The organism is Halorubrum sp. PV6 (assembly GCF_003990725.2).
Classification (GTDB): domain Archaea; phylum Halobacteriota; class Halobacteria; order Halobacteriales; family Haloferacaceae; genus Halorubrum.
The window spans coordinates 1,278,426-1,299,680 of sequence record NZ_CP030064.1; the positions used below are offsets into that span (position 1 = coordinate 1,278,426).

Consider the following 21,255-nt stretch of genomic DNA (forward strand, 5'->3'; position numbering starts at 1 on the left):
CTTGCGAGTACGACAATGAAAAGGTCCCTATTCGGGCGAGCCCTCGTGGCAGGCGCTGAGGCGGACGTGAGTCGGCCCCCGAAGGAACATAAACGTTTACCCTGTTCCGAATAAATCGAGAGCCATGAGCCGAAACTACGAGTCGCTCCACGACCCGAACGCGGAGTACACGATGCGAGAACTCTCCGCAGAGACGATGGGGACCACGGGGTCGCGGGGCGGCGGCCGCGACGTCGAGATCACTGACGTGCAGACGACGATGGTCGACGGGAACTTCCCGTGGACGCTGGTCCGCGTGTACACCGACGCGGGCGTCGTCGGCACCGGCGAAGCCTACTGGGGCGCGGGCGTCCCGGAGCTCATCGAGCGCATGAAGCCGTTCGTGATCGGGGAGAACCCGCTCGACATCGACCGCCTCTACGAGCATCTCATCCAGAAGATGTCGGGCGAGGGCTCCGTCGAGGGCGTCACCGTCACGGCGATTTCGGGGATCGAGGTCGCCCTCCACGACGTGGCCGGCAAGATCCTCGACGTGCCCGCCTACCAGCTGCTCGGCGGGAAGTACCGCGACGAGATGCGCGTCTACTGCGACTGCCACACCGAAGAGGAGGCGGACCCCGAGGCCTGCGCCGACGAGGCAGAGCGCGTCGTCGACGAACTCGGCTACGACGCGCTGAAGTTCGACCTCGACGTCCCCTCGGGCTTCGAGAAGGACCGCGCGAACCGCCACCTTCGCCCCGGCGAGATCCGCCACAAGGCGGAGATAGTCGAGACGGTCACCGAGCGCGTCAAGGACAAGGCCGACGTGGCCTTCGACTGCCACTGGACGTTCTCGGGCGGCTCCGCGAAGCGCCTCGCGGACGCCATCGAGGAGTACGACGTGTGGTGGCTCGAAGACCCCGTGCCGCCGGAGAACCTCGAAGTGCAGGAGGAAGTGACGAAAAACACCGTCACGCCCATCGCGGTCGGCGAGAACCGCTACCGCGTCACCGAACTGCGCCGGCTCATCGAGAGCCAGGCGGTCGACATCGTCGCGCCCGACCTGCCGAAGGTCGGCGGGATGCGCGAGACCCGCAAGATCGCGGACGTAGCGAACCAGTACTACGTCCCGGTCGCGATGCACAACGTCGCGTCGCCCATCGCGACGATGGCGGCGACCCACGTCGGCGCCTCCATCCCGAACTCGCTCGCCATCGAGTACCACTCCTACGAGCTGGGCTGGTGGGAGGACCTCGTCGAGGAGGACGTCATCGAGGACGGCTACATCGAGGTGCCGGAGAAGCCCGGTCTCGGCCTGACGCTCGACATGGACGCCGTCGAGGAGCACATGGTCGACGGCGAGACCCTCTTCGACGAAGCGTAAGCAGAACGCCTTTTATACGCGAGCCGTAGGCCGCCCGGAGACGGCGGCAGTCTGGCGCCCGGAGGTCGCGGAACCGGCGGTCGCTGCAGGATAAATTCGTTGAAAGTTCATTTATTAATCATTTTATCATTGACGCGTGTTGACTTTCCCCATGGTGGGGAATGACAACTTGGTCGGTCGGGTCGTCTCCGGGAGCGATCGGCCGCTAGCGGGGCGAATCGTCATCGGTGAACGACGGGACGACCGGAGCGACGCGAGCGGTCCGGTCGGCCACGGGACCACGGACGACGACGGACTGTTCGTCATCGAGGCCGACGGCGGCGTCGACGTCGAAGCGGTCTCGTTCACGGTTCGAGACCCGATGCGAGGCGGTAGCGAGGAGTCGATCCGGCGCCGCGAGCGGCCCGCGGATGGCAGGGAGACGATTCGGCTCACCGTGAGCGAGCGCCGCGGGACGCCTCACGGGGGAACGGAACATCGCGGGATGAACGAGGCCGCGTGCACGCGCGCCGGAGCCGTCCGGAGTCACCGGTTTTACACGCAGTTCCCCGAACTCGACACGTACGACCGGAGCGAGGACCTGATCCGGACCCTCGGGGGAGCCGACGGGGAAACGGACGCCCCCGCCGCCGACGGTGCGCCGATGATGGAGTCGCCCGACGACCCGGTCGGCGATGCCGAGACGCCGGCCGCATACGGGATTTTCGGGCAGTTCGTCGATCACGACATCACCTTCGATCCGACCTCCGACATCGATCGGCGAAACGACCCCGCGGCGCTGCGCAACTTCCGGACGCCGGCGCTCGACTTAGACTCGGTCTACCGCCACGGGAGCGAGACGGCGCCGTTCCTGTACGACCACGACAGCGACGAGGCGCACCTGATCACCGGTGAGGCGGAGGGTGCCCCGGACCGCCCGGACGGGCTTCCGGGGACTGACTTGCAACGGAACGAGCAGGGGTTCGCGCTGATCGGCGATCCGCGGAACGACGAGACCGTCCTCGTCTCGCAGCTCCAACTCGCGTTCGTGAACTTCCACAACCGCGTCGTCGACCACCTCCGCGGACCGGGGTCGTCGCTCGTCGCGTCCGACGAGACCGTGCTCGAAGCGGCCCAGCGGCTCGTCAGATGGCACTACCAGTGGATCGTCCGCCACGACTTCCTCCCGCAGATCTGCGACGAGTACGTCCTCGACGACGTCGAACGGAACGGCCGACGGTTCTTCCTTCCGGAGGGGTCGCAGGTCGCTATCGCCGTCGAGTTCGCCGGCGCGGCCTATCGGTTCGGTCACAGCATGATCCGCGACGCGTACGACGTGAACGACCGGTCCGGGAACGTGCCGCTGTTCCCCTCGGAGCCGAACGAGTCGCCGAACCTCCGCGGGTTCGGCCCCGTCCGCTACGAGGTGACCGTCGACTGGACCCGCCTGCTCGACACGGGCGACGGGGCGTACCAGCGGTCTCGCAAGATCGATGCGCTGCTCCCGCCGGCGCTGTTCAACCTGCCGATGGCCGGGGAGGACTCGCTCGCCGTGCGGAACCTGCTTCGGGGGGAGGCGCTAGGGCTCCCGGCCGGACAGGACGTGGCCCGCCGGATGGGGATCGACCCGATCCGCAACGAGGAGTTCGGCGAGGAGTCGGGGGTCATGCAGACCCTTCGGCGGCACGGTCGGGGGGCGGACCCCGACGCCCCGCTGTGGTACTACATCCTCGACGAGGCGCGCTACCAGCAGGACGGCGAGCGGTTGGGGGCGGTCGGGAGCCGGATCGTTGCCGAGACGCTGATCGGGCTCGTCGAACGCAACGAGACCGCGTACCCGAACGCCGCGCCGGACGGGTGGGAGCCGTCGCTCCCCCGGCTCGTCCCCACCGGGGGGTACACGCTCGCCGACCTGACCGCGTTCGCCGAGGAGGCGCGTCCCGAGGGGCTGGTGATCGACTCGCTCGACCCCGTCGCAGCCCCTGGGGACGACCCGACCGACGAGTCGGTGACCCTTCGAAACGACGCGAACGACCCGGTCGACCTGGACGGGTACGTCCTCGATCTCGGCGGCCAACGCGACCCGCTCCCGGCGGAAACGGTTCCGCCCGGCGCGACGCTCACGATCCGGATTGGGGCCGGGACCGACTCCGCCGGCGAGATCCATCTCGGTCGGGAGGCCGCGGCGCTCAACGACGACGGCGACGCGGTGACGCTCTTGACGCCCGACGGCGAGGTCAGCACGCGACGGGTGTACGACTGACGGGGCGGCCGTCGCGCCCGGGCGCCGGGGGCCCTCGACCACGGAAACGTTCAATTCTACCGGTGCCGTATCGGGACGCATGGAGACGAGACTCGTGGGACCGGCCGCGCGCCCCGACCGAACCGAGGTGACGGCGGCCCATCCCTGAGGTCGTCGGCGTCGACATCAGCGGTCGCCACGAGGAGGCCGGCGAGTACCTGATGGTCGCGGCCGCGGTCCACGCCCGGATCGACTCGGCGCGCATCCGGTCGGTCGAGGGGATGGGCTTTGCCGCCGTGCGCGAGGGTCCGACGCTCGACGCGACCGTCGCGCTCACGGCCGAGGCGGTCGGGAACCTCCCGGAGCCGCCCTCCGGACCGATCGTCGCCGAGGGCGGGGAGTTCTACGAGGAGCCGGCCGAGCGCGTGGGGCTGAGCTTCCAACCCGAGTTTAAATACGTCGAGAGCATAGGAGAACGCGAAACTGTGCAGGCAGCACACCACGCCGCGTACGCCGCCCGTACCCTCCTGTTATGACGGGGAGCATCGACGGGCGAGGCACCGACACCGAGCCGCCGGCCGCCGAGCGGCGCGCCGTCGTCGCGAAGCGCGTCGAGTCCGGATCGGCCGATCTGACCGAGATCACCGATCTCGCGGCCGCCGCCGGGTACGACGTGGCCGGAGAGCTCACCCAGACCCGCACCGAGGACGCCGCGTTCATGTTCGGGAAGGGGAAAGTCGCCGAACTCCGCGAGGTGGTCCGCCGGACCGGCGCCGAGACGGTCATCATCGACAACGACGTCGGCCCCTATCAGACGTTCAACATCGGCGGCGAACTCCCCGACGGCGTGGAGGTCGTCGACCGCTTCACGCTCATCCTCGAGATATTCGGCCAGCGCGCCAACACCCGGAAGGCCCAGCTGCAGGTCGAACTGGCCGAGTTGCGGTACGAACTCCCGCGGGCGGAGGCGAAGGCGAGCCTCGCGAAACGCGACGAGCGGCCGGGGTTCATGGGGCTCGGCGAGTACGACGAGAGCGTCGAGCGCGACATCAAACGACAGATATCGGAGATCCGCGACGAGTTGGCGTCGATCGCCGACAAAGAGGAGTCCCGCCGCGAGCAGCGCCGCGACTCCGGGTTCGACCTGGTCGCGCTCGCGGGGTACACGAACGCCGGCAAGTCGACGCTGATGCGCCGGCTGGCCGCCGAGATCGACGTCGACGAGAACGCCGACCGCCACCCCGACCTCGACACGACCGCGGAGTCTCAGGACATGCTCTTCACCACGCTCGGCACCACGACCCGGCGCGCCGAGATGGAGAAGCGCGACGTCCTCCTCACCGACACGGTCGGGTTCATCGCGGACCTGCCGCACTGGCTGGTGGAGTCGTTCGAGTCGACGCTCGACTCGGTGTACCGCGCCGACCTCGTGTTGCTCGTCGTCGACGCCAGCGAGTCGGTCGAGGAGATGCGCGAGAAGCTGGTCACGAGCCACGACACCCTGTACGAGCGCAACGAGGCGCCCATCGTCACCGTGTTCAACAAGGTCGACCGGCTCGCGCCGGGCGAGTTGGCGGACAAACGCGCCGCGCTCTCCGGGGTCGCGCCGGACCCGGTCGCCGTCTCGGCGCGGACCGGCGCGGGCGTCGCCGAACTTCGCGACCGCGTGGAGTCGGAGCTCCCCGACTGGGAGCGCGAGCGCCTCGTCTTACCCCTCTCGGACGAGGCGATGAGCCTCGTCTCGTGGATCCACGACCACGGTCACGTCGCCGAGGAGTCGTACGCCGACGACCAGGTCGCGCTCGACTTCGAGGCGAAGCCGTCGATCGTCGCCCGCGCTCGGTCGAAGGCGGCCGGGCTCGCGCCGGTGGAGTCGACGTAATATCCGACAGGTCTCACGCCGGTGGGGGCGACCGGCCGCCGTCTCGTCGCCGAGCGCTCGGACAAAGTATACATTCCTCCGATTGCCATAATACGGCATGGATTACGCCGGAGTCGACGGCCAGCCGACGGGCGGGGGCGCCGCCGGCGACGACGTCGTCGAGCCACCCGACGCGTTCGACGACCGGGCCGCCGCCAGCGACGCGGACCTGTACGACGCGTTCGACGAGGAGGGACCGGACGCGTGGCGGCGGGCGGCCGACCTCCTCGACTGGGAGACCGACTACGACACCGTCCTCGACGACAGCGACCCGCCCTTTTATAAGTGGTTTCCGGACGGACGGCTCAACGCCGCGGCCAACTGCATCGACCGCCACCTCGACGAGCGGCGGAACCAGCTCGCGATCCGCTGGTTCGGCAAGCGCGGGGAGCGCCGGTCGTACACCTACCTCGACTTACACCGCGAGGTGAACGCGCTCGCCGCCGGCCTCCGCGACCTCGGGGTCGAAGCCGACGACGTGGTGACGCTGTACCTCCCGATGGTCCCCGAGTTACCGATCGCGATGTTGGCGTGCGCCCGGATCGGCGCGCCCCACAACGTCGTCTTCGCGGGGCTGTCCGCGGAGGCGCTCGCGACGCGCATCGACGCCGCCGACTCGTCGTACCTCGTCACCTGCGACGGGTACTACCGGCGGGAGGACGCGTTCAACCAGAAGTCGAAGGCGGACAACGCCCGGCTCCGCGCCGACGCCGACCTCTCGGCGACCGTCGTCGTCGACCGGCTCGGCGACGCGCTCGACGTGTCGCTCGGCGCCGACGAACACGCGTACGAGGCCGTCGTCGAGGCCAACGACGGGGAGACGGTCGAGCCGGTCGCGCGCGACGCCACCGACCTCCTCTTCGTCATGTACACCTCCGGGACCACGGGGCGCCCGAAGGGCGTCGAGCACGCGACGGGCGGGTACCTCTCGCACGTCGCGTGGACGACCCGGAACGTCCTCGACGTGCGGCCCGACGACACCTACTGGTGTGCGGCCGACATCGGCTGGATCACGGGCCACTCGTACGGCGTGTACGGCCCGCTCTCGGTCGGGACCACGACCGTCCTCTACGAGGGCTCGCCGGACTACCCGGACCGCGACCGGGTGTGGGACCTGATCGAGCGCAACGCGGTCAGCGTCTTTTATACGTCGCCGACCGCGATTCGGTCGTTCATGAAGTGGGGCGCCGAGTACCCAGACGACCACGACCTGTCCTCGATCCGGCTTCTGGGGACCGTCGGCGAGTCGATCACGCCGAAGGCGTGGCACTGGTACCACGACCACGTCGGCGGCGGGGAGGCGCCGGTAGTCGACACGTGGTGGCAGACCGAGACGGGCGCCATCTCCCTCGCGACCCTGCCGGGAGTCACGCCGATGAAGCCCGGAAAGGTCGGCCCGCCGTTGCCGGGTATCGACGCCCGCGTCGTCGACGAGGACGGCGAGCCAGTCGACCCCGGCGAGCCGGGGTACCTCACGATCGCCGCCCCGTGGCCCGGAATGCTCAGGGGGCTTCGCGAGGGCGACGAGCGCTACCGCCGGGAGTACTGGCTGGAGGGCGACGACGGGTGGCGGTATCGGACCGGAGACGGCGCGACCGTCGACGAGGACGGGTACATCACGATCCTCGGGCGCGTCGACGACGTGATCAACGTCCGGACCCACCGGTTCAACACCGCCGAGTTGGAGGCGGCCATCGTCGAGGCCGACGGCGTCACCGAAGCCGCGGTCGTCGGCGACGACGACGGTCGGATCGTCGCCTACGTCACCACTCGCGGCGACGTCGATCCGGACGAACCGCTCCGCGAAGCGATCGGCGAGGGGCTCGTCCGGTCGGTCGGCGACGTGGCGCGGCCGGACCGGATCGTGTTCACGCCCGACTTGCCGAAGACGCGCTCGGGGAAGATCATGCGTCGGCTGCTCGAAGACATCGCCCGCGGCGACGAGTTCGGCGACGTGAGCGCCCTGCGCAACCCCGAGGTCGTCGGCGAGATCGAGTCGGCGGTTCGCGAGGAGTGACGGCCGCCGATCGCTCGGGCCGACGCGAGACGCCGGGGGCGAGCGGGTGCGCGGTCGGGCTAGCGCAGTCGTTTCGCGTTTAAATCTATAGCCGAAACAGAATCCAGACAGTTTTCTCTAAAGGTCGGCCGTGAGCGCGACTCATCCGGACACAGTCGCTCGGCACGGCACCAGAGGCTCGTTTCAGGCGAAACGCTTACTTCGGTTTCCTGTGTGAATACGAACCGAGATGGGCGAGGGACTGGACGCCGACGCGTACGACGCGCTCGTGACCGCGGCGGAGACGTACCGCGCCGCGCTCGTCGTCCGGCTCGGCGGCGAGGCGGGGCTTCGGACCGGCGAGATCACTCGCGTCGCCCCCCGAGACCTCCGAGAAACGGAGCGACACGCCGACCTGGCTCTCCTCGCGGTCCCGGCGGCAGAGCCGGGTCCCGAGAGCGGCGAGACGCCCGAGTCCGATCCGGCGGCCGCGGCGGACGGCCGCGACAGGATCGACCGCGAGACGGTCGTCCCGGCGTCGCTGGCGGCGGAGTTACGCCGGTACGCGGAGAGCGCGGACCTCGACGAGTCGGAGCCGTTCGTGGACGTGACGCCGCGCCGCGTCCAGATGATCGTCAGCGAGACGGCCTCGCGCGCGGCGTCCCGGACCGACGGGCTCGTCGACCCGGACGTGACGCCGCGAGACCTCCGGCGGACCTTCGCGCGGCGGCTCCTCGCCGACCGCGGCGTCGACGCCCACACCGTCCGCGAGGCGGGCGGCTGGGAGACGATGGCGACGCTCGACGACTACCTCGGACCGCTCGACGGCGACGCGATCGTCTCGGCGATCGCGGACAGACGGGACGACCCGGGAGATGGGGCCGCGGCGACCGCGCTCGGCGGCTTCGAGGCCCTCGCCGACGGCGACACGCGAGCGACCCCCCTCGCGGCGGTTCCCGAGGGCGTCGTCGAGTCGCACCGGTGGGCGGAGGCGTGGGTCGTCCGCGGCGCCGGGGATCGCGACCGCGCCGAGATCGCGGGGACGGCCGGCGTGGGGCGCGAGGAGCTCGCGGACCGCGGCGTCCCGACCGACGGGCCGTGGCGAGAGGCGGTCACCAACGGGGACGCGGTCGTGAGCGAGGGGACGCCGGCGACCGCGGGCCGACCGGCGATCGCCGTCCCCGTTCGATACCGGGACGTGACACACGGCGCGCTGTGTGTCGTCGCCGGCGACGACCCGCCGGTCGGCCCGGTCTCGTCGAGCGAGCGGCGGGAACTGACGGCGCTCGGCCGGTGTCTCGGCTGGGCCGTGACCGCGGGACGCTGGCGCGACTTACTCCACTCCGACGCGGTGACCGAGGTGGAGTTTCACACGGGGGACGACGACGCATTCCTCGCCCGCGCGAGCGCGGCGCTCGACTGCCGGATCGAGTTGGCTTCGACCGTGACGGTCGACGACGACACGTCGCGGTTTTATTTATCAGTCGAGGGCGCGCGTCCCCAGCCGCTCGCCGACGTGATCGCCGGGGCGTCCGGCGTCTCGGACCTGCGCGTCATCGAGACGCGCGAGGCCGGCTGCGACGTGTCGGTCCGCGTCACGGGCGGCTCCGCGGTGCGCACGCTCACGGAACACGGCGCGACTGTCCGGGACGCGACCGCCGACGACGGCCGGGTTCGCGTCGTCGCGCACCTCCCCGAGGGCGCCGACGTGCGGCCCGTCGCCGACGGGCTGCGGACCGCCTTCACCGGGGCGCGCCTCGCGAGCAAGCGGTCCGTCCCGCGGGAGCCGCGGAGCGAGGATTCGCTTCGGGAGGGCGTCGCCGACCGGTTCACGGACCGCCAGTGGGCCGCGCTGTCGGCCGCGTACCACGGCGGATACTTCGACTGGCCGCGGGGGAGCACGGCGGAGGAAGTCGCCGACGCCATGGGCGTCTCCTCGCCGACGTTCCACAACCACCTCCGGAAGGCACAGCGGCAGCTCCTCGACGGACTCTTTGAAGACGGGCCGCGGACTCGGCGGGCCGACCGGGACTGAACCGACCGCGAACGCCCTCGCGGCGGTGATCCGCGGGTGGATCTATCACGATTTTTCGTATTTAGCGTCGCCGTTTATATGGTGAGATCGGTTGGGTACGTCCGTACCATGACAGAGGGCGAAGGTCAACTGGAAGCGAGACTCGCAGAGCAGGAGGTGTTCGAGCCGCCGGAGTCGTTCGTCGAACAGGCGAACGTCTCGGATCCCGACGTGTACGACGAGTTCGAGGAGAACTGGCCGGAGTGTTGGGAGGGGGCCGCCGACCTGCTCGACTGGGAAACCGACTACGATCAGGTGCTCGACGACAGCAACCCGCCCTTCTACGAATGGTTCACGGGCGGCGAACTGAACGCGTCGGCCAACTGCCTCGACCGACACCTCGACGAGCGCGGCGACGAGGTCGCGATCGAGTGGGTCGGCGAGCCCGTCGACGAGGACGACCGCTCGTACACCTATGAAGAACTCCATCGCGAGGTAAACGAGTTCGCGGCCGCGCTCCGGGAGCAGGGCGTCGAGGAAGACGACGTGGTGACGATGTACATGCCGATGATCCCGGAGCTGCCGATCGCGATGCTGGCGTGTGCGCGGATCGGCGCGCCACACAGCGTCGTCTTCGCCGGGTTCTCGGCCGACGCGCTCGCGACGCGGATGAACAGCGCGGACTCCGAGTACCTGGTCACCTGCGACGGCTACTACCGCCGCGGCGACCCGCTCGACCACCTCGACAAGGCGAACGAGGGGCTCGCGGGCGTCGACCACGAGACGACGACGGTCGTCGTCGATCGACTCGGGCCGAACGACGACGGCTTCGGTCACGACCTCGGCGACGACCAGCTTGACTACGACGACCTCGTCGCGGACCACGAGGGCGCCGAAGTCGAGCCGGTGACCCGCGACGCCGAGGACATGCTGTTCTTAATGTACACCTCGGGGACGACGGGGAAGCCGAAGGGCGTGAAACACACGACCGGCGGCTACCTCTCGTGGGTGTCGTGGACCTCGCAGTCGGTCCTCGACATCAAGCCGGATGACACGTACTTCTGTTCGGCCGACATCGGCTGGATCACCGGCCACTCGTACATCGTCTACGGGCCACTCTCGCTCGGGACGACGACGATGATGTACGAGGGGACCCCGGACCACCCCGAGCGCGACCGGCTCTGGGAGATCGTCGAGGAGTACGAGGCGACCCAGCTGTACACCGCGCCGACCGCGATCCGCGCGTTCATGAAGTGGGGCGCGGAGTACCCCGACGCGCACGACCTCTCGTCGCTGCGGCTGCTCGGGACGGTCGGCGAGCCGATCAACCCCCGCGCGTGGAAGTGGTACTACCAGCACATCGGCGACGAGGAGTGTCCCATCGTCGACACCTGGTGGCAGACGGAGACCGGCGGCATGATGGTCACGACGCTACCGGGCGTCAAAGACATGAAACCGGGAGCGGCCGGACCGCCGCTTCCGGGCCTCGACGTACAGATTCTGGACACGCTCGGCGATGAAGTAGAGCCCGGAAAGGCGGGCTACCTGACGGTACAGAAGCCGTGGCCCGGCATGCTGCGGACGCTGTACAACAACGACGAGCGCTACATCGACGAGTACTGGGCCGAGTACTCGGACACCGACAGCGACGACCCCGAAGACTGGGTGTACTTCCCGGAGGACGGGGCGAAGATCGACGAGGACGGCTACATCACCGTGCTCGGTCGCGTCGACGACGTGCTCAACGTCTCCGGCCACCGGCTCGGGACGATGGAAATCGAGTCCGCCATCGTCGGCGTCGAGGGCGTCGCGGAGGCCGCGGTCGTTGGTGGGGACCACGACATCAAAGGCGAGGCCGTCTACGCGTACGTGACCACCGAAGACGGCTACGAGGGCAACGACGAACTCCGCGACGCGATCGTCGCCGGCGTCGAGGACGCCATCGGGCCGATCGCCCGACCGGAGCAGGTCGTGTTCACGCCGGACCTGCCGAAGACGCGGTCCGGGAAGATCATGCGGCGTCTGCTCGAGAACATCGCCGACGGGAAGGAGCTGGGTAACACCAGCACCCTCCGGAACCCGGAGATCGTCGAAGAGATCCAGCAGAAGGCGGCGGGCGAGTAGCCGCGCGACGGCGCCGTTTTCGAGACACGAAACGAAAGACGGCGCGCACGACACCGCGATTAAATATCACGATAAAATCGTACAAACGGACCACGACACTACACACCACAACACATGACAGATAATCGCTCACAACAAGACGACGCGGTTACCGACGGTGGTCGCGCAGCGGACGACGCGGTCACCGATGGGGGTCGCGCAGCGGACGACGCGGCCACCGATGGGGGACGCGCAGCGAACGACGCGGCCACCGACGGCGGCGTCACCGCGAGCGCGGCACAGAAGCACAGCAACACCGACTACCTCAGCGAGGAGGTGAACCTGCTGAAACCGAGCACCGCGTACATGCGGGATCACCTCAGAATCGTCTGGACCGGGTTCATCGTCTGGGCGGTGATCGTCTTCGGCCCGGTCACGATGACGATGCTCGCGCCGGGCACGATGACGACGACGATGCCGGTACTCGGGTTCCCCTGGCACTACTTCCTCGTCGCCTTCGGTGCGCCGACGGGCGCGCTGATCTTGGCGGCCGTCTACGCCCGCCAGCGCGACAAGTTGGACGACAAGTACGGGATCGACCACAGCACCGCCGTTGAGCCGGACGACTCCGGTGCCACAGCCGCAACCGACGGAGGGCAGCAGGAATGACGGTCCCGCTGCAAGCGGAAGCGCTCGACATTTCCTTTAAACTCCTCCCGGCGATCATCGTCTTCCTGATGATGGCCTCGTTCCTGGTCATCGGCTTCGTGTTCAAGGTGGCGGACACCGAGGGCATGTGGGTCGCCGGCCGGGGAATCGGCAACATCGAGAACGGGATGGCCATCGGCGCCAACTGGATGTCCGCCGCCTCGTACCTCGGGCTCGCGGGGCTGGTCGCGCTCGCCGGCTTCTACGGGCTGGCGTTCATCGTCGGCTGGACGACCGGCTACTTCGTCCTGCTCATCTTCCTCGCGGCCCAGATGCGCCGGTTCGGGAAGTACACCGCGCCGGACTTCGTCGCGGACCGATTCAACTCCCCGATGGCGCGCGCGCTGGCCGCGTTCACCACGCTGCTCATCGCGTACGTCTACTCCGTGGGCCAGGCCCGCGGGATGGGGCTGGTCGGGCAGTACGTGTTCGGGCTCGACATCATCCCGATGATCATCGTGATGATGACCATCACCGTCGGCTACCTCGCGCTCTCCGGCATGCTGGGCGCGACGAAGAACATGGCCGTCCAGTACGTGATCCTCATCGTCGCGTTCCTCGCCGGCGTCTACGTCGTCGGCTTCTCGCAGGGGTACTCGACCGTGCTCCCGCAGATCGAGTACGGCGCCCTGTTCAGCGAACTCGGCCGCCAGTTCAGCGAGCCGTTCATCGGCGGCAACAGCTACTACCTGTGGGTCGCCACGGCGTTCTCGCTCATCGTCGGGACGTGCGGTCTCCCGCACGTCCTGGTCCGGTTCTACACGGTCGAAAGCGAGCGGACCGCCCGCTGGTCCACCGTGTGGGGGCTGTTCTTCATCCTCCTCCTGTACTGGGCCGCGCCCGCGATGGCGGCGTTCGGCGTCGACCTCTTCGCCGCCGTGAACGGGATCTCCTCTGAAGCGGTGTTCAGCGGCGAGCAGGCGATGTCCGGCGCGGAGGGCGACGTCATCGTCGTGCTGGCCGCGCAGTTCGCCCAGCTGCCGACCTGGTTCGTCGGGTTGGTCGCCGCCGGCGCGATGGCGGCCGCGATCGCGACGACGGCGGGGCTGTTCATCACCGCCTCCTCCGCCGTCGCCCACGACATCTACGCCGAACTCATCAACCCCGACGCGACCCAGCGGCAGCAGGTGCTCATCGGTCGAGCGACCATCATCGGCATCGGCGCGCTCGTCACGGTGACCGCGTTCAACCCGCCGGCGCTCATCGGCGAGCTCGTCGCCTACGCGTTCTCGCTCGCGGGCACCGTCCTGTTCCCGATGTTCTTCCTCGGCCTGTGGTGGGAGAACACCAACCGGCAGGGGGCCTTAGCGGGGATGACCGTCGGCCTGCTGCTGTGGTTCACCTCGATCATCAACAGCGTCCTGCCGGCCTACGTCGGCTTCCTCGCCGACATCGCCGGTGGCTCCGGACAGGCGCTCATCCCGATCTACGCCCAGTACGTCCCGCCGATCGGCGCTGCCCTGATCGGGACGCCGCTCGTGTTCCTCGTCACCATCGCCGTCTCGATGGCGACGCCGGAACCCCCACTGGAGACCAAGCGGATGGTGCGCCAGTGTCACAGCCCCGAGCCGATGGGTCAACAGCAGAGCGCGGAAGACGTCGTCGCCGACGGCGGCGAGGAGATGGCGGCCGACGGCGGCACCACCGCTGACGAGACGGACACGGAGGCGTAATCCATGTACGAACGAATCCTCGTCCCCACCGACGGAAGCGACGTCGCAGAGGCCGCCGTCGACCACGCGCTCGATCTGGCCGAGAAGTACGACGCGGAGGTGCACGCCCTGTACGTCGTCGACATCGACTCCGTGAACCTCAGCCTCGGCACCGAGCAGGTCGACCGGCTCAAACAGGGTCGGTTCGACGAGATGGAGGAGCTGAAAGAACAGGCGGACGCGGCGACCGGCGTCGTGGCCGAGCGCGCCGACGAACGCGGCGTCTCGGTCGTCGAGCACGTCGCGGGCGGTCGCCCGCACAAGCTGATACGCAACTACGCCGACAACCACGACATCGACCTCATCGTGATGGGGAGCCACGGGCGCGCCGGCATCCGCCGCGCGCTCCTCGGCAGCGTCACCGAGCGCACGCTGCGCTCGACGCACGTGCCGATCCTCGTGGTCGACTACGAGGGAGAGTAACGCGGGCGACGCCACCCGTTCGCCCGTTCGTGACCGTCCGACCGCACACCGACCGATTGCAGAATACCGACGTACCCGGCGCCCGACGCGCATCACATGCCCGACACCGACACCACCCAGCCAGACGACTCGGAGCCCGAGACCGTCGTCGACCGTCTCCGCAGCCACGTCAGCGAGAACCGCGGCGGGATGTTCTACGACCTCGTGTTCGCGCTCGTCTGGGTGACGAGCGTCTCGCTGCTGTACAACGGGCTGTTCACCGGCGCCCCGCAGTGGGTGTTGTACATGTTCATGCTCGCCGGGATCCCCGCGTACTACGGCTTCTTCCTGTCGCTGTCGATGGCGAAAGAACAGGCCTGATCCGCGCGCTCCCCGGACACCCCGTCAGGTGCCGAGCGCGCGAATGTCGGCCACGTCGAGGAGCGACTCGTCGGGGTCGAGCGCGGTCCGGTAGGTCGCCCGCGCGACCGTCTCGACGGCGAGCGGGCGACGTTCGCCGAGCCGGTCGGCGATCGGCGGCGCGGACGCGACCAGTCGGAAGAGCCCGTCGACCGCTCGCGGACCGGGCGCGTCGCGGGAGCCGTACACGGGACCGGGACGAAGCGTCACCGCTTTTAAATCGAGCCCGGCGATCGCGGTCTCCGCTCGGCGTTTCGCCGTGAGGTAGGCGTTCCTGACGCCGGGCGGTTTCACCGACGCCGAGAGGAACACGAACGCCTCGGCGCCGGCGCGCTCGGCTTCGAGGGCCGCGAGGATCGCGGCGTCGCCGTTGACGCGCTCGAAGGTCTTCCCCTCGGTCGGCGACTCGGTTATCGCGCCGACGGCGTGGACGACCGCGTCGGCGCCGTCGAGACGGCTTCGCCACGCGTCGGGGCGGAACAGGTCGGCGCTGGTCCACGACACCGCGTCGGCCCAAGGCGCGTCGATCGCCGGACGCCCGCCGCGGGAGACGCTTCGGACGTCGTGTCCGTCGCGGACCGCGAGCCGACACACCTCGCGACCGATAAACCCGCTGCCGCCGACGACGAGGAGGGTAGCCATACCCGAGCGTCGGCGCCGAACGCCCTTGGCGTTTCGGTCGGTGGACGACCGGGATCGGCGGCGGGCGCGGCGTCGACCGTCTCCCGGCGAGCGCCCGTTTAGGGACGATGAGCCACGGATCGGACTGAATTCTCGTTGATAAACGCCGGACGCACACAACATTTATGTCCTATTCGAGAGAGGGAGTAGACGCGATGGCGACAGGCAAGGTCGACTTCTTTAACGACACTGGCGGCTACGGATTCATCGAGACTGACGACGCTGACGAGGACGTGTTCTTCCACATGGAAGACGTCGGCGGCCCGGACCTCGAAGAGGGACAGGAAGTAGAGTTCGAGATCGAGGAGGCGGACAAGGGGCCGCGCGCGACGAACCTCACCCGGCTGTAACCTCGACGACCCCTCGAATCGCTCTCGAAACGCGTTCCGCGTATATCACAGTCTCAGCGGCGGCGCTGGCGTTTTCAGCGGCGGCGCCGACGGTTTCAGCGGCGGCGCCGACGTTTTACTCGCCGAGCGGAAAGCGGTGAGCATGGCCACGGTCGATCTCGAAGCCTTCGTCGCCGAGAACCTCGATCGCTACGACCAGACGCAGGGCGTCCTCCCGGACCGGCTCGCGTCGTTCGGCGACCGGTACCGGTCGCAGGGGTATCTGACGCGCGAGCAGCTGTACGAGATTGCCTACGAGTCGTCGACGCGAAGCGCGTACCACGTCGAGACGAACCCGGAGTCGCGGTGCCGCGAGGTGACGCGAAACGTCTGGGCAGTCGAGGGCGACTTCTCCGCCGTCCACCTGCTAACCGGGCTGTCGGGGTTTCAGGCGCCGACCGCATCGTGCGTGCTGGCGGCGCTCGACGGCGACAGCCACGCGGTGGTCGACACCCGCGTGTGGGCGTCGCTGGAGCGTCTCGGCTACGTCGACGGCCGCAAGGAGTCGTTCGACGCCGCCGACTACGTGACGATGATCGAGCCGATCCGTGAAATTGCAGAGGAGACCGGGCACGCGCCGGTCGACGTGGGGTACGCGCTGTTCGCGCACGACGCCCACGTGCGAGAGGGGACGCTCCACTAGGGCGGCCTCCGGGGGCGGCTGTTTATAAGTCGAACTCGACGCCGGTCGCGTCGGTCGAGTACTCCCAGAGCCGTTCGGCGTCGGGACGGCTGTACGACGCGTCGTTCGACCGACCGATGGTCGGATGTCCGCGCATGTTCATCAGGCCGCCCGGCTCGACGTAGGCGCCGCCGTCGACGTCGGCGGTGGCCGCGTACAGCATGGGCTCGGCGCCGACGTCGGCGTCCTGTCCGAGGACGGCGTTGGCGGCTTTCATGCCTACTTTCATCAGGGGGTTGCCGCTCTCGGCCGCGGTCCGCATCTGGAGGTTCGTGTCGGTGTAGCCGGGGTGACAGGCTATGCTGCGGACGCCGAGGTCGTCGTCCGCCGCGTCGATCCGGCGCTGGAGCTCGTAGGCGAACAGCAGGTTCGCGAGCTTGCTCCGGCCGTACGCCTTCCACTTGCCGTACGACCGCTCCCAGTTGAGGTCCGAAAAGTCCATCTCGCCCTGCTCGTGGGCGCCCGACGACTGCGTGACGACGCGGGCGACGCCCTCGACTCCCTCGGCGGCTTTTAAAAGCGGGAGGAGGCGGCCGGTGAGCGCGAAGTGGCCGAGATGGTTGACGCCGAACTGCGTCTCGAAGCCGTCCTCGGTCTCGCTCCGGGGGATCGCCATCACGCCGGCGTTGTTACAGAGGACGTCGACCGCGTCGTAGTCGGCTTCGAGTCCGTCCGCGAACGCCGCCACCGAGTCGAGCGACGCGAGGTCGCACTCGCGCACGTCGAGCGCGCCCGCCACGTCGCCGCCGGCGTCGGCCCGGATCTCGTCGGCGGCGCGCTCGGCGCGCGCCATGTTCCGACACGCCATCACCACGGTGGCGCCCTTCGCGGCGAACGCGCGCGTTCCCTCGTAGCCGAGGCCGCTGTTCGCGCCGGTGACGACCACCGTCTTCCCGTCTACGTTCGGCATCGCCGCGGCAGTCCAGTCTGTCATGGGCGATACCAGGGGCGTCACGGGGAGAAACCTGTCGGCGGGATCGACCGTTTCCGCCTCCGCGGGCCGCTCGTGAACGAGCCACCGAGACGCCGTCTGTCGCCCGACTCCACTTTCACCTCGCTGCCGGTGCGTTTTTAGGTGCTTCGGCGAAATGAGTAGACACTGAATGACGTCCTTCCAGTCGACGATCGGCGACGAGGAGGGGATCGCGGAGGAGCTGGCCGAGGGTCAGCGCGAGATCTCCATCGCCGAGTTCTTCGAGAAGAACAAACACATGCTCGGGTTCGACTCGGGCGCCCGCGGGCTCGTCACCGCCGTCAAGGAGGCGGTCGACAACGCGCTCGACGCGACCGAGGAGGCCGGCGTCCTCCCGGACATCTACATCGAGATCGAGGAAGTGGGCGATTACTACCGGCTCGTCATCGAGGACAACGGGCCGGGCATCACCAAAGAACAGCTCCCGAAAGTGTTCGGGAAACTCCTGTATGGGAGTCGGTTTCACGCCCGTGAGCAGTCACGTGGCCAGCAGGGAATCGGGATCTCAGCGGCTGTACTGTACTCTCAGTTGACTTCCGGCCAGCCCGCGAAGATCACCTCACGGCCCAAGGGGCAGTCGCGCGCGCAGTACTTCGAGCTCATCATCGACACCGACACGAACGAGCCGGAGATCAAGGCGGACGAGGAGACGACGTGGGACCGCCCCCACGGCACCCGGATCGAGTTGGAGATGGAGGCGAACATGCGCGCCCGCCAGCAGCTTCACGACTACGTGAAACACACCGCGGTCGTCAACCCCCACGCGCGGATCGAACTGCGGGAGCCCGGCCTCGACGAGCCGCTGAAGTTCGAGCGCGCGACCAACGATCTGCCGGCGGAGACCGAAGAGATCCGCCCGCACCCGCACGGCGTCGAACTCGGCGCGCTGATCAAGATGCTGGAGGCGACAGAGTCGTACTCGCTGTCGGGCTTCCTTCAAGAGGAGTTCACCCGTGTCGGCAAGAAGACCTCCGAGTCGGTCATCGACAACTTCCGTGACGTCTACTACGGCCGGGAACTCGCGTGGGCGCCGCCGAAGGCGCACGGCGACCGCGACGTGGCGGCCGCGGTCGCGGAAGCGGTCGCCAACAAGGGGAAGACGGCGACGACCGCCTTCTCTGAGGGAGTCGCGGAGACGGTCGGAAGCAACGACCGGCTCTCCCGCGCCGAGCTCGCGACCATCGTCGAGAACATCGCGGAGACGGTCGCGGCGGACACGGGCAAGACGTTCGGCGAGACCGTCCGCGAGAACGCGGTCGACGCGGCGTGGCAGGCGATAACCGGTGCCGGCGACGACGAGGAGTCCGACGGGGACGCCGACGGGGAGTCGCCCCTCGTCCCCGACGCCTACGCCGTCGTCGACGAGGCCACGTCGACGCGGAAGGACGACGCGACGGTCCAGGCGATGGCCGACGCGCTCGCGCGCCGCTTCGAGAACCTCGACGGCGACGCGTTCCGAGTCGCGCTCGACGACCTCGAACACCTCGTCGCGGACGCGGCCACCTTCGTCGGCGAGCAGCACGAGGCGACCTTCGGCGAGACCGCCCGCGAGAACGTCGTGGAGGCGTTCTGGTCGCGGGCCCGGACGGTCCCGGACGACCCCCCGAAAGTGAACGCGATTGCGGGCGACCGCGACGCCGCGGCCGACCTGCTCGAAGCGATGCGGTCGACCGACATCCTCGCGCCGCCGACCGACTGCCTCGCGCCGATCACGGCCGAACTGGTCGAGGCGGGGCTGCGGAAGGAGTACGACGCCGACTTCTACGCGGCGGCGACCCGCGACGCGGAGGTCCACGGGGGCGACCCGTTCATCGTCGAGGCCGGCATCGCGTACGGCGGTGAGATTCCGGCGGAGGGGTCGGTCGAACTGCTCCGGTTCGCGAACCGCGTCCCGCTGGTCTACCAGCGCGGCGCCTGCGCGACCACGGACGTGATCAAACAGATCGGGTGGCGAAACTACGGGTTAGACCAGCCCGGCGGCTCGGGGCTCCCGAACGGGCCGGCCGTCATCAGCATCCACGTGGCCTCCACGAACGTCCCGTTCACGAGCGAGTCGAAGGACGCGCTCGCGAACGTCCCGGCGATCGAAGACGAGATCGAACTCGCGGTGCGGGAGGCCGCCCGCGACCTCAAATCGTACCTCAGCAAGCGGCGCTCGATGCAGCAGCGCCGGGAGAAACAGGACGTGTTAGGACGTATCCTCCCCGAGATGGCCGACAAGGTCTCGGAGGTCACGGGTCGCCCGCGTCCCGACATCGACGGCGCGCTGGCGCGGATCATGAACAACGTCAGCGTCGAGCGCGAACAGAACGGCGAGACGGTGACGCTCGTCGTGGAGAACCACTCCGACGTCACCGAGAACCTCGATATCACGGACATCGTCTCCGTGGAACCGACCGACCTCTCCGACGGGACGGTCGTCGACATGGACGGCGAGTGGTTCGTCCAGTGGAAACCCGAGGTGCCCTCGGGCGACGAGCGGGAACTGACCTACACGATCGACGGCGACGCCGACTTCGAGGTCAGCGTCGGCGGCGTGGAAACGGAGAAACTCACGGTGAACGCGTAAATGACGAGTGAAAGCGACGCACGAGACCAACTCATCGACCTGGCCGCGGACTTCTACGACCAGTTCGCCGACGGGACGATCCCGGAGATGGAACTGCCGACGCGAACGAAGAGCAACATCCAGTACGACACCGAGAGCGGCGTCTGGACCTACGGCGACCGCACCTCGACCCGCAGCGCCAACTCGGTGCGGGGCGCCCGCAAACTGCTGAAGGCCGCGTACACGATCGAGTTCCTCGCGAACCAGCTCGACGAAGACCGCTCGTCGACCCTGCGTGAGCTGTACTACCTCTCCGAGTCGTGGGACAACGACGAGGCGCAGTTCTCCTCACAGGACGAGTCGAACGACCTCGTCGAGGACTTGGAGATCGTCACGGGCGTCACCCGCGAGGACTTCCACATGCGTCCCGAGGAGTCCGGCGCGACTCTGATGGGACCGCTCCTCATCCGCGAGCAGACGCGGCGCGGGGAACGCGAGATCCACTGTCAGGAGGACGTGGGGGCCGGCGGCTATCAGATCCCCAACAACCCGGACATGATCGAGTTTCTCGACGACGACATCGACTTCGCGCTCGCCGTCGAGACCGGCGGGATGCGCGACCGACTCGTCGAGAACGGGTTCGACGAGGAGTACAACTGCCTGGTCATTCACTTAAAAGGCCAGCCGGCGCGGGCGACCCGTCGGATCACCAAGCGCGTCCACGACGAACTGGACGTGCCCATCGCCGTCTTCGCCGACGGCGACCCGTGGTCGTACCGGATCTACGGCTCCGTGGCGTACGGCTCGATCAAGTCCGCACACCTCTCGAAGTACCTCGCGACGCCGGAAGCGCAGTTCGTGGGGATCCAGCCCGAGGACATCGTCGAGTACGACCTGCCGGCCGACCCGCTGGCCGACTCCGACATCAACGCCTTGGAGTCGGAGCTCGAAGACCCGCGCTTCCAGACCGACTACTGGGAAGAGCAGATCGAACTCCAACTCGACATCGGCAAGAAGTCCGAACAGCAGTCGCTCGCGAGCCGCGGGCTCGACTTCGTCACCGACACGTACCTCCCCGAGCGGCTCGACACGATGGGCGTGCTGTAACGGGGGTCGACCGCC

The 21,255-nt window shown here is 68.5% G+C and carries 17 protein-coding genes; 15 read left to right on the forward strand and 2 right to left on the reverse strand.

Features of this window, described 5'->3' with window-relative positions:
- The first annotated feature begins 124 nt into the window (after positions 1 to 124).
- From DOS48_RS20130 to DOS48_RS20180, 11 genes are all read left to right on the forward strand, one after another.
- Positions 125 to 1,363 (forward strand): mandelate racemase/muconate lactonizing enzyme family protein, encoded by a 1,239-nt coding sequence (locus DOS48_RS20130; RefSeq protein WP_127117446.1) that lies wholly within the window; start codon positions 125 to 127, stop codon positions 1,361 to 1,363.
- 151 nt (positions 1,364 to 1,514) lie between these two features.
- Positions 1,515 to 3,605 carry a peroxidase family protein gene (locus DOS48_RS20135; protein WP_127117447.1) on the forward strand — a complete coding sequence of 697 codons (2,091 nt, stop codon included), beginning with the start codon at positions 1,515 to 1,517 and terminating at the stop codon, positions 3,603 to 3,605.
- 140 nt (positions 3,606 to 3,745) lie between these two features.
- A complete protein-coding gene (locus DOS48_RS20140; protein ID WP_127117448.1) occupies positions 3,746 to 4,120 on the forward strand; it encodes a DUF2209 family protein in 375 nt (124 codons plus the stop codon).
- Positions 4,117 to 5,466 carry a GTPase HflX gene (hflX, locus tag DOS48_RS20145; RefSeq protein ID WP_127117449.1) on the forward strand — a complete coding sequence of 450 codons (1,350 nt, stop codon included), beginning with the start codon at positions 4,117 to 4,119 and terminating at the stop codon, positions 5,464 to 5,466. Before DOS48_RS20140 ends, hflX begins: the two co-directional genes overlap by 4 nt.
- A gap of 97 nt (positions 5,467 to 5,563) precedes the next feature.
- On the forward strand, positions 5,564 to 7,522 hold the full coding sequence (gene acs, locus DOS48_RS20150) for an acetate--CoA ligase (protein ID WP_127117450.1): 1,959 nt from the start codon (positions 5,564 to 5,566) through the stop codon (positions 7,520 to 7,522).
- Between the two features lie 229 nt (positions 7,523 to 7,751).
- Complete coding sequence (locus tag DOS48_RS20155) at positions 7,752 to 9,536, forward strand: bacterio-opsin activator domain-containing protein (protein ID WP_127117451.1); 1,785 nt, start codon at positions 7,752 to 7,754, stop codon at positions 9,534 to 9,536.
- A gap of 108 nt (positions 9,537 to 9,644) precedes the next feature.
- Entirely contained in the window at positions 9,645 to 11,639 is a 1,995-nt protein-coding gene (gene acs, locus DOS48_RS20160; protein ID WP_127117452.1) for an acetate--CoA ligase, read from the forward strand.
- Between the two features lie 114 nt (positions 11,640 to 11,753).
- A complete protein-coding gene (locus DOS48_RS20165; protein WP_127117453.1) occupies positions 11,754 to 12,287 on the forward strand; it encodes a DUF4212 domain-containing protein in 534 nt (177 codons plus the stop codon).
- Complete coding sequence (locus DOS48_RS20170; RefSeq protein WP_127117454.1) at positions 12,284 to 13,999, forward strand: VC_2705 family sodium/solute symporter; 1,716 nt, start codon at positions 12,284 to 12,286, stop codon at positions 13,997 to 13,999. The genes DOS48_RS20165 and DOS48_RS20170 overlap by 4 nt, the downstream gene beginning before the upstream one ends.
- Positions 14,000 to 14,002: 3 nt before the next feature.
- Positions 14,003 to 14,461 (forward strand): universal stress protein, encoded by a 459-nt coding sequence (locus tag DOS48_RS20175; RefSeq protein ID WP_127117455.1) that lies wholly within the window; start codon positions 14,003 to 14,005, stop codon positions 14,459 to 14,461.
- Between the two features lie 96 nt (positions 14,462 to 14,557).
- Positions 14,558 to 14,821: a hypothetical protein gene (locus tag DOS48_RS20180; protein ID WP_127117456.1), complete on the forward strand. Its 264-nt coding sequence runs from the start codon at positions 14,558 to 14,560 to the stop codon at positions 14,819 to 14,821.
- Positions 14,822 to 14,845: 24 nt separating this feature from the next.
- Here DOS48_RS20180 and DOS48_RS20185 read toward each other — a convergent pair whose 3' ends face one another.
- A complete protein-coding gene (locus DOS48_RS20185; protein WP_127117457.1) occupies positions 14,846 to 15,502 on the reverse strand; it encodes an NAD(P)-dependent oxidoreductase in 657 nt (218 codons plus the stop codon).
- A 194-nt stretch (positions 15,503 to 15,696) separates the two neighbouring features.
- Between DOS48_RS20185 and DOS48_RS20190 the strand changes: the two genes are divergently transcribed.
- Together DOS48_RS20190 and DOS48_RS20195 are read left to right on the forward strand one after the other, a co-directional pair.
- Positions 15,697 to 15,891, forward strand: a complete 195-nt coding sequence (locus DOS48_RS20190) for a cold-shock protein (protein WP_004045866.1) — start codon at positions 15,697 to 15,699, stop codon at positions 15,889 to 15,891.
- A 142-nt stretch (positions 15,892 to 16,033) separates the two neighbouring features.
- Positions 16,034 to 16,573, forward strand: a complete 540-nt coding sequence (locus tag DOS48_RS20195) for a hypothetical protein (protein ID WP_127117458.1) — start codon at positions 16,034 to 16,036, stop codon at positions 16,571 to 16,573.
- Between the two features lie 22 nt (positions 16,574 to 16,595).
- Here DOS48_RS20195 and DOS48_RS20200 read toward each other — a convergent pair whose 3' ends face one another.
- Entirely contained in the window at positions 16,596 to 17,546 is a 951-nt protein-coding gene (locus tag DOS48_RS20200; protein WP_127117459.1) for an oxidoreductase, read from the reverse strand.
- Positions 17,547 to 17,715: 169 nt separating this feature from the next.
- Between DOS48_RS20200 and DOS48_RS20205 the strand changes: the two genes are divergently transcribed.
- Both DOS48_RS20205 and DOS48_RS20210 read left to right on the forward strand, forming a co-directional pair.
- Positions 17,716 to 20,154, forward strand: a complete 2,439-nt coding sequence (locus DOS48_RS20205) for a DNA topoisomerase VI subunit B (protein WP_127117460.1) — start codon at positions 17,716 to 17,718, stop codon at positions 20,152 to 20,154.
- Positions 20,155 to 21,240 carry a DNA topoisomerase IV subunit A gene (locus DOS48_RS20210; protein WP_127117461.1) on the forward strand — a complete coding sequence of 362 codons (1,086 nt, stop codon included), beginning with the start codon at positions 20,155 to 20,157 and terminating at the stop codon, positions 21,238 to 21,240.
- Positions 21,241 to 21,255 lie beyond the last annotated feature (15 nt).

Excerpts from the sequence above, each read along its gene's own strand:
- DOS48_RS20130 (WP_127117446.1), top strand. The coding sequence starts at position 125 with ATGAGCCGAAACTACGAGTCGCTCCACGACCCGAACGCGGAGTACACG.
- DOS48_RS20135 (WP_127117447.1), top strand. The coding sequence starts at position 1,515 with ATGGTGGGGAATGACAACTTGGTCGGTCGGGTCGTCTCCGGGAGCGAT.
- hflX (WP_127117449.1), top strand. The coding sequence starts at position 4,117 with ATGACGGGGAGCATCGACGGGCGAGGCACCGACACCGAGCCGCCGGCC.
- acs (WP_127117450.1), top strand. The coding sequence starts at position 5,564 with ATGGATTACGCCGGAGTCGACGGCCAGCCGACGGGCGGGGGCGCCGCC.
- DOS48_RS20155 (WP_127117451.1), top strand. The coding sequence starts at position 7,752 with ATGGGCGAGGGACTGGACGCCGACGCGTACGACGCGCTCGTGACCGCG.
- acs (WP_127117452.1), top strand. The coding sequence starts at position 9,645 with ATGACAGAGGGCGAAGGTCAACTGGAAGCGAGACTCGCAGAGCAGGAG.
- DOS48_RS20165 (WP_127117453.1), top strand. The coding sequence starts at position 11,754 with ATGACAGATAATCGCTCACAACAAGACGACGCGGTTACCGACGGTGGT.
- DOS48_RS20170 (WP_127117454.1), top strand. The coding sequence starts at position 12,284 with ATGACGGTCCCGCTGCAAGCGGAAGCGCTCGACATTTCCTTTAAACTC.
- DOS48_RS20175 (WP_127117455.1), top strand. The coding sequence starts at position 14,003 with ATGTACGAACGAATCCTCGTCCCCACCGACGGAAGCGACGTCGCAGAG.
- DOS48_RS20180 (WP_127117456.1), top strand. The coding sequence starts at position 14,558 with ATGCCCGACACCGACACCACCCAGCCAGACGACTCGGAGCCCGAGACC.
- DOS48_RS20185 (WP_127117457.1), bottom strand. The coding sequence starts at position 15,502 with ATGGCTACCCTCCTCGTCGTCGGCGGCAGCGGGTTTATCGGTCGCGAG.
- DOS48_RS20190 (WP_004045866.1), top strand. The coding sequence starts at position 15,697 with ATGGCGACAGGCAAGGTCGACTTCTTTAACGACACTGGCGGCTACGGA.
- DOS48_RS20195 (WP_127117458.1), top strand. The coding sequence starts at position 16,034 with ATGGCCACGGTCGATCTCGAAGCCTTCGTCGCCGAGAACCTCGATCGC.
- DOS48_RS20200 (WP_127117459.1), bottom strand. The coding sequence starts at position 17,546 with ATGACAGACTGGACTGCCGCGGCGATGCCGAACGTAGACGGGAAGACG.
- DOS48_RS20205 (WP_127117460.1), top strand. The coding sequence starts at position 17,716 with ATGACGTCCTTCCAGTCGACGATCGGCGACGAGGAGGGGATCGCGGAG.
- DOS48_RS20210 (WP_127117461.1), top strand. The coding sequence starts at position 20,155 with ATGACGAGTGAAAGCGACGCACGAGACCAACTCATCGACCTGGCCGCG.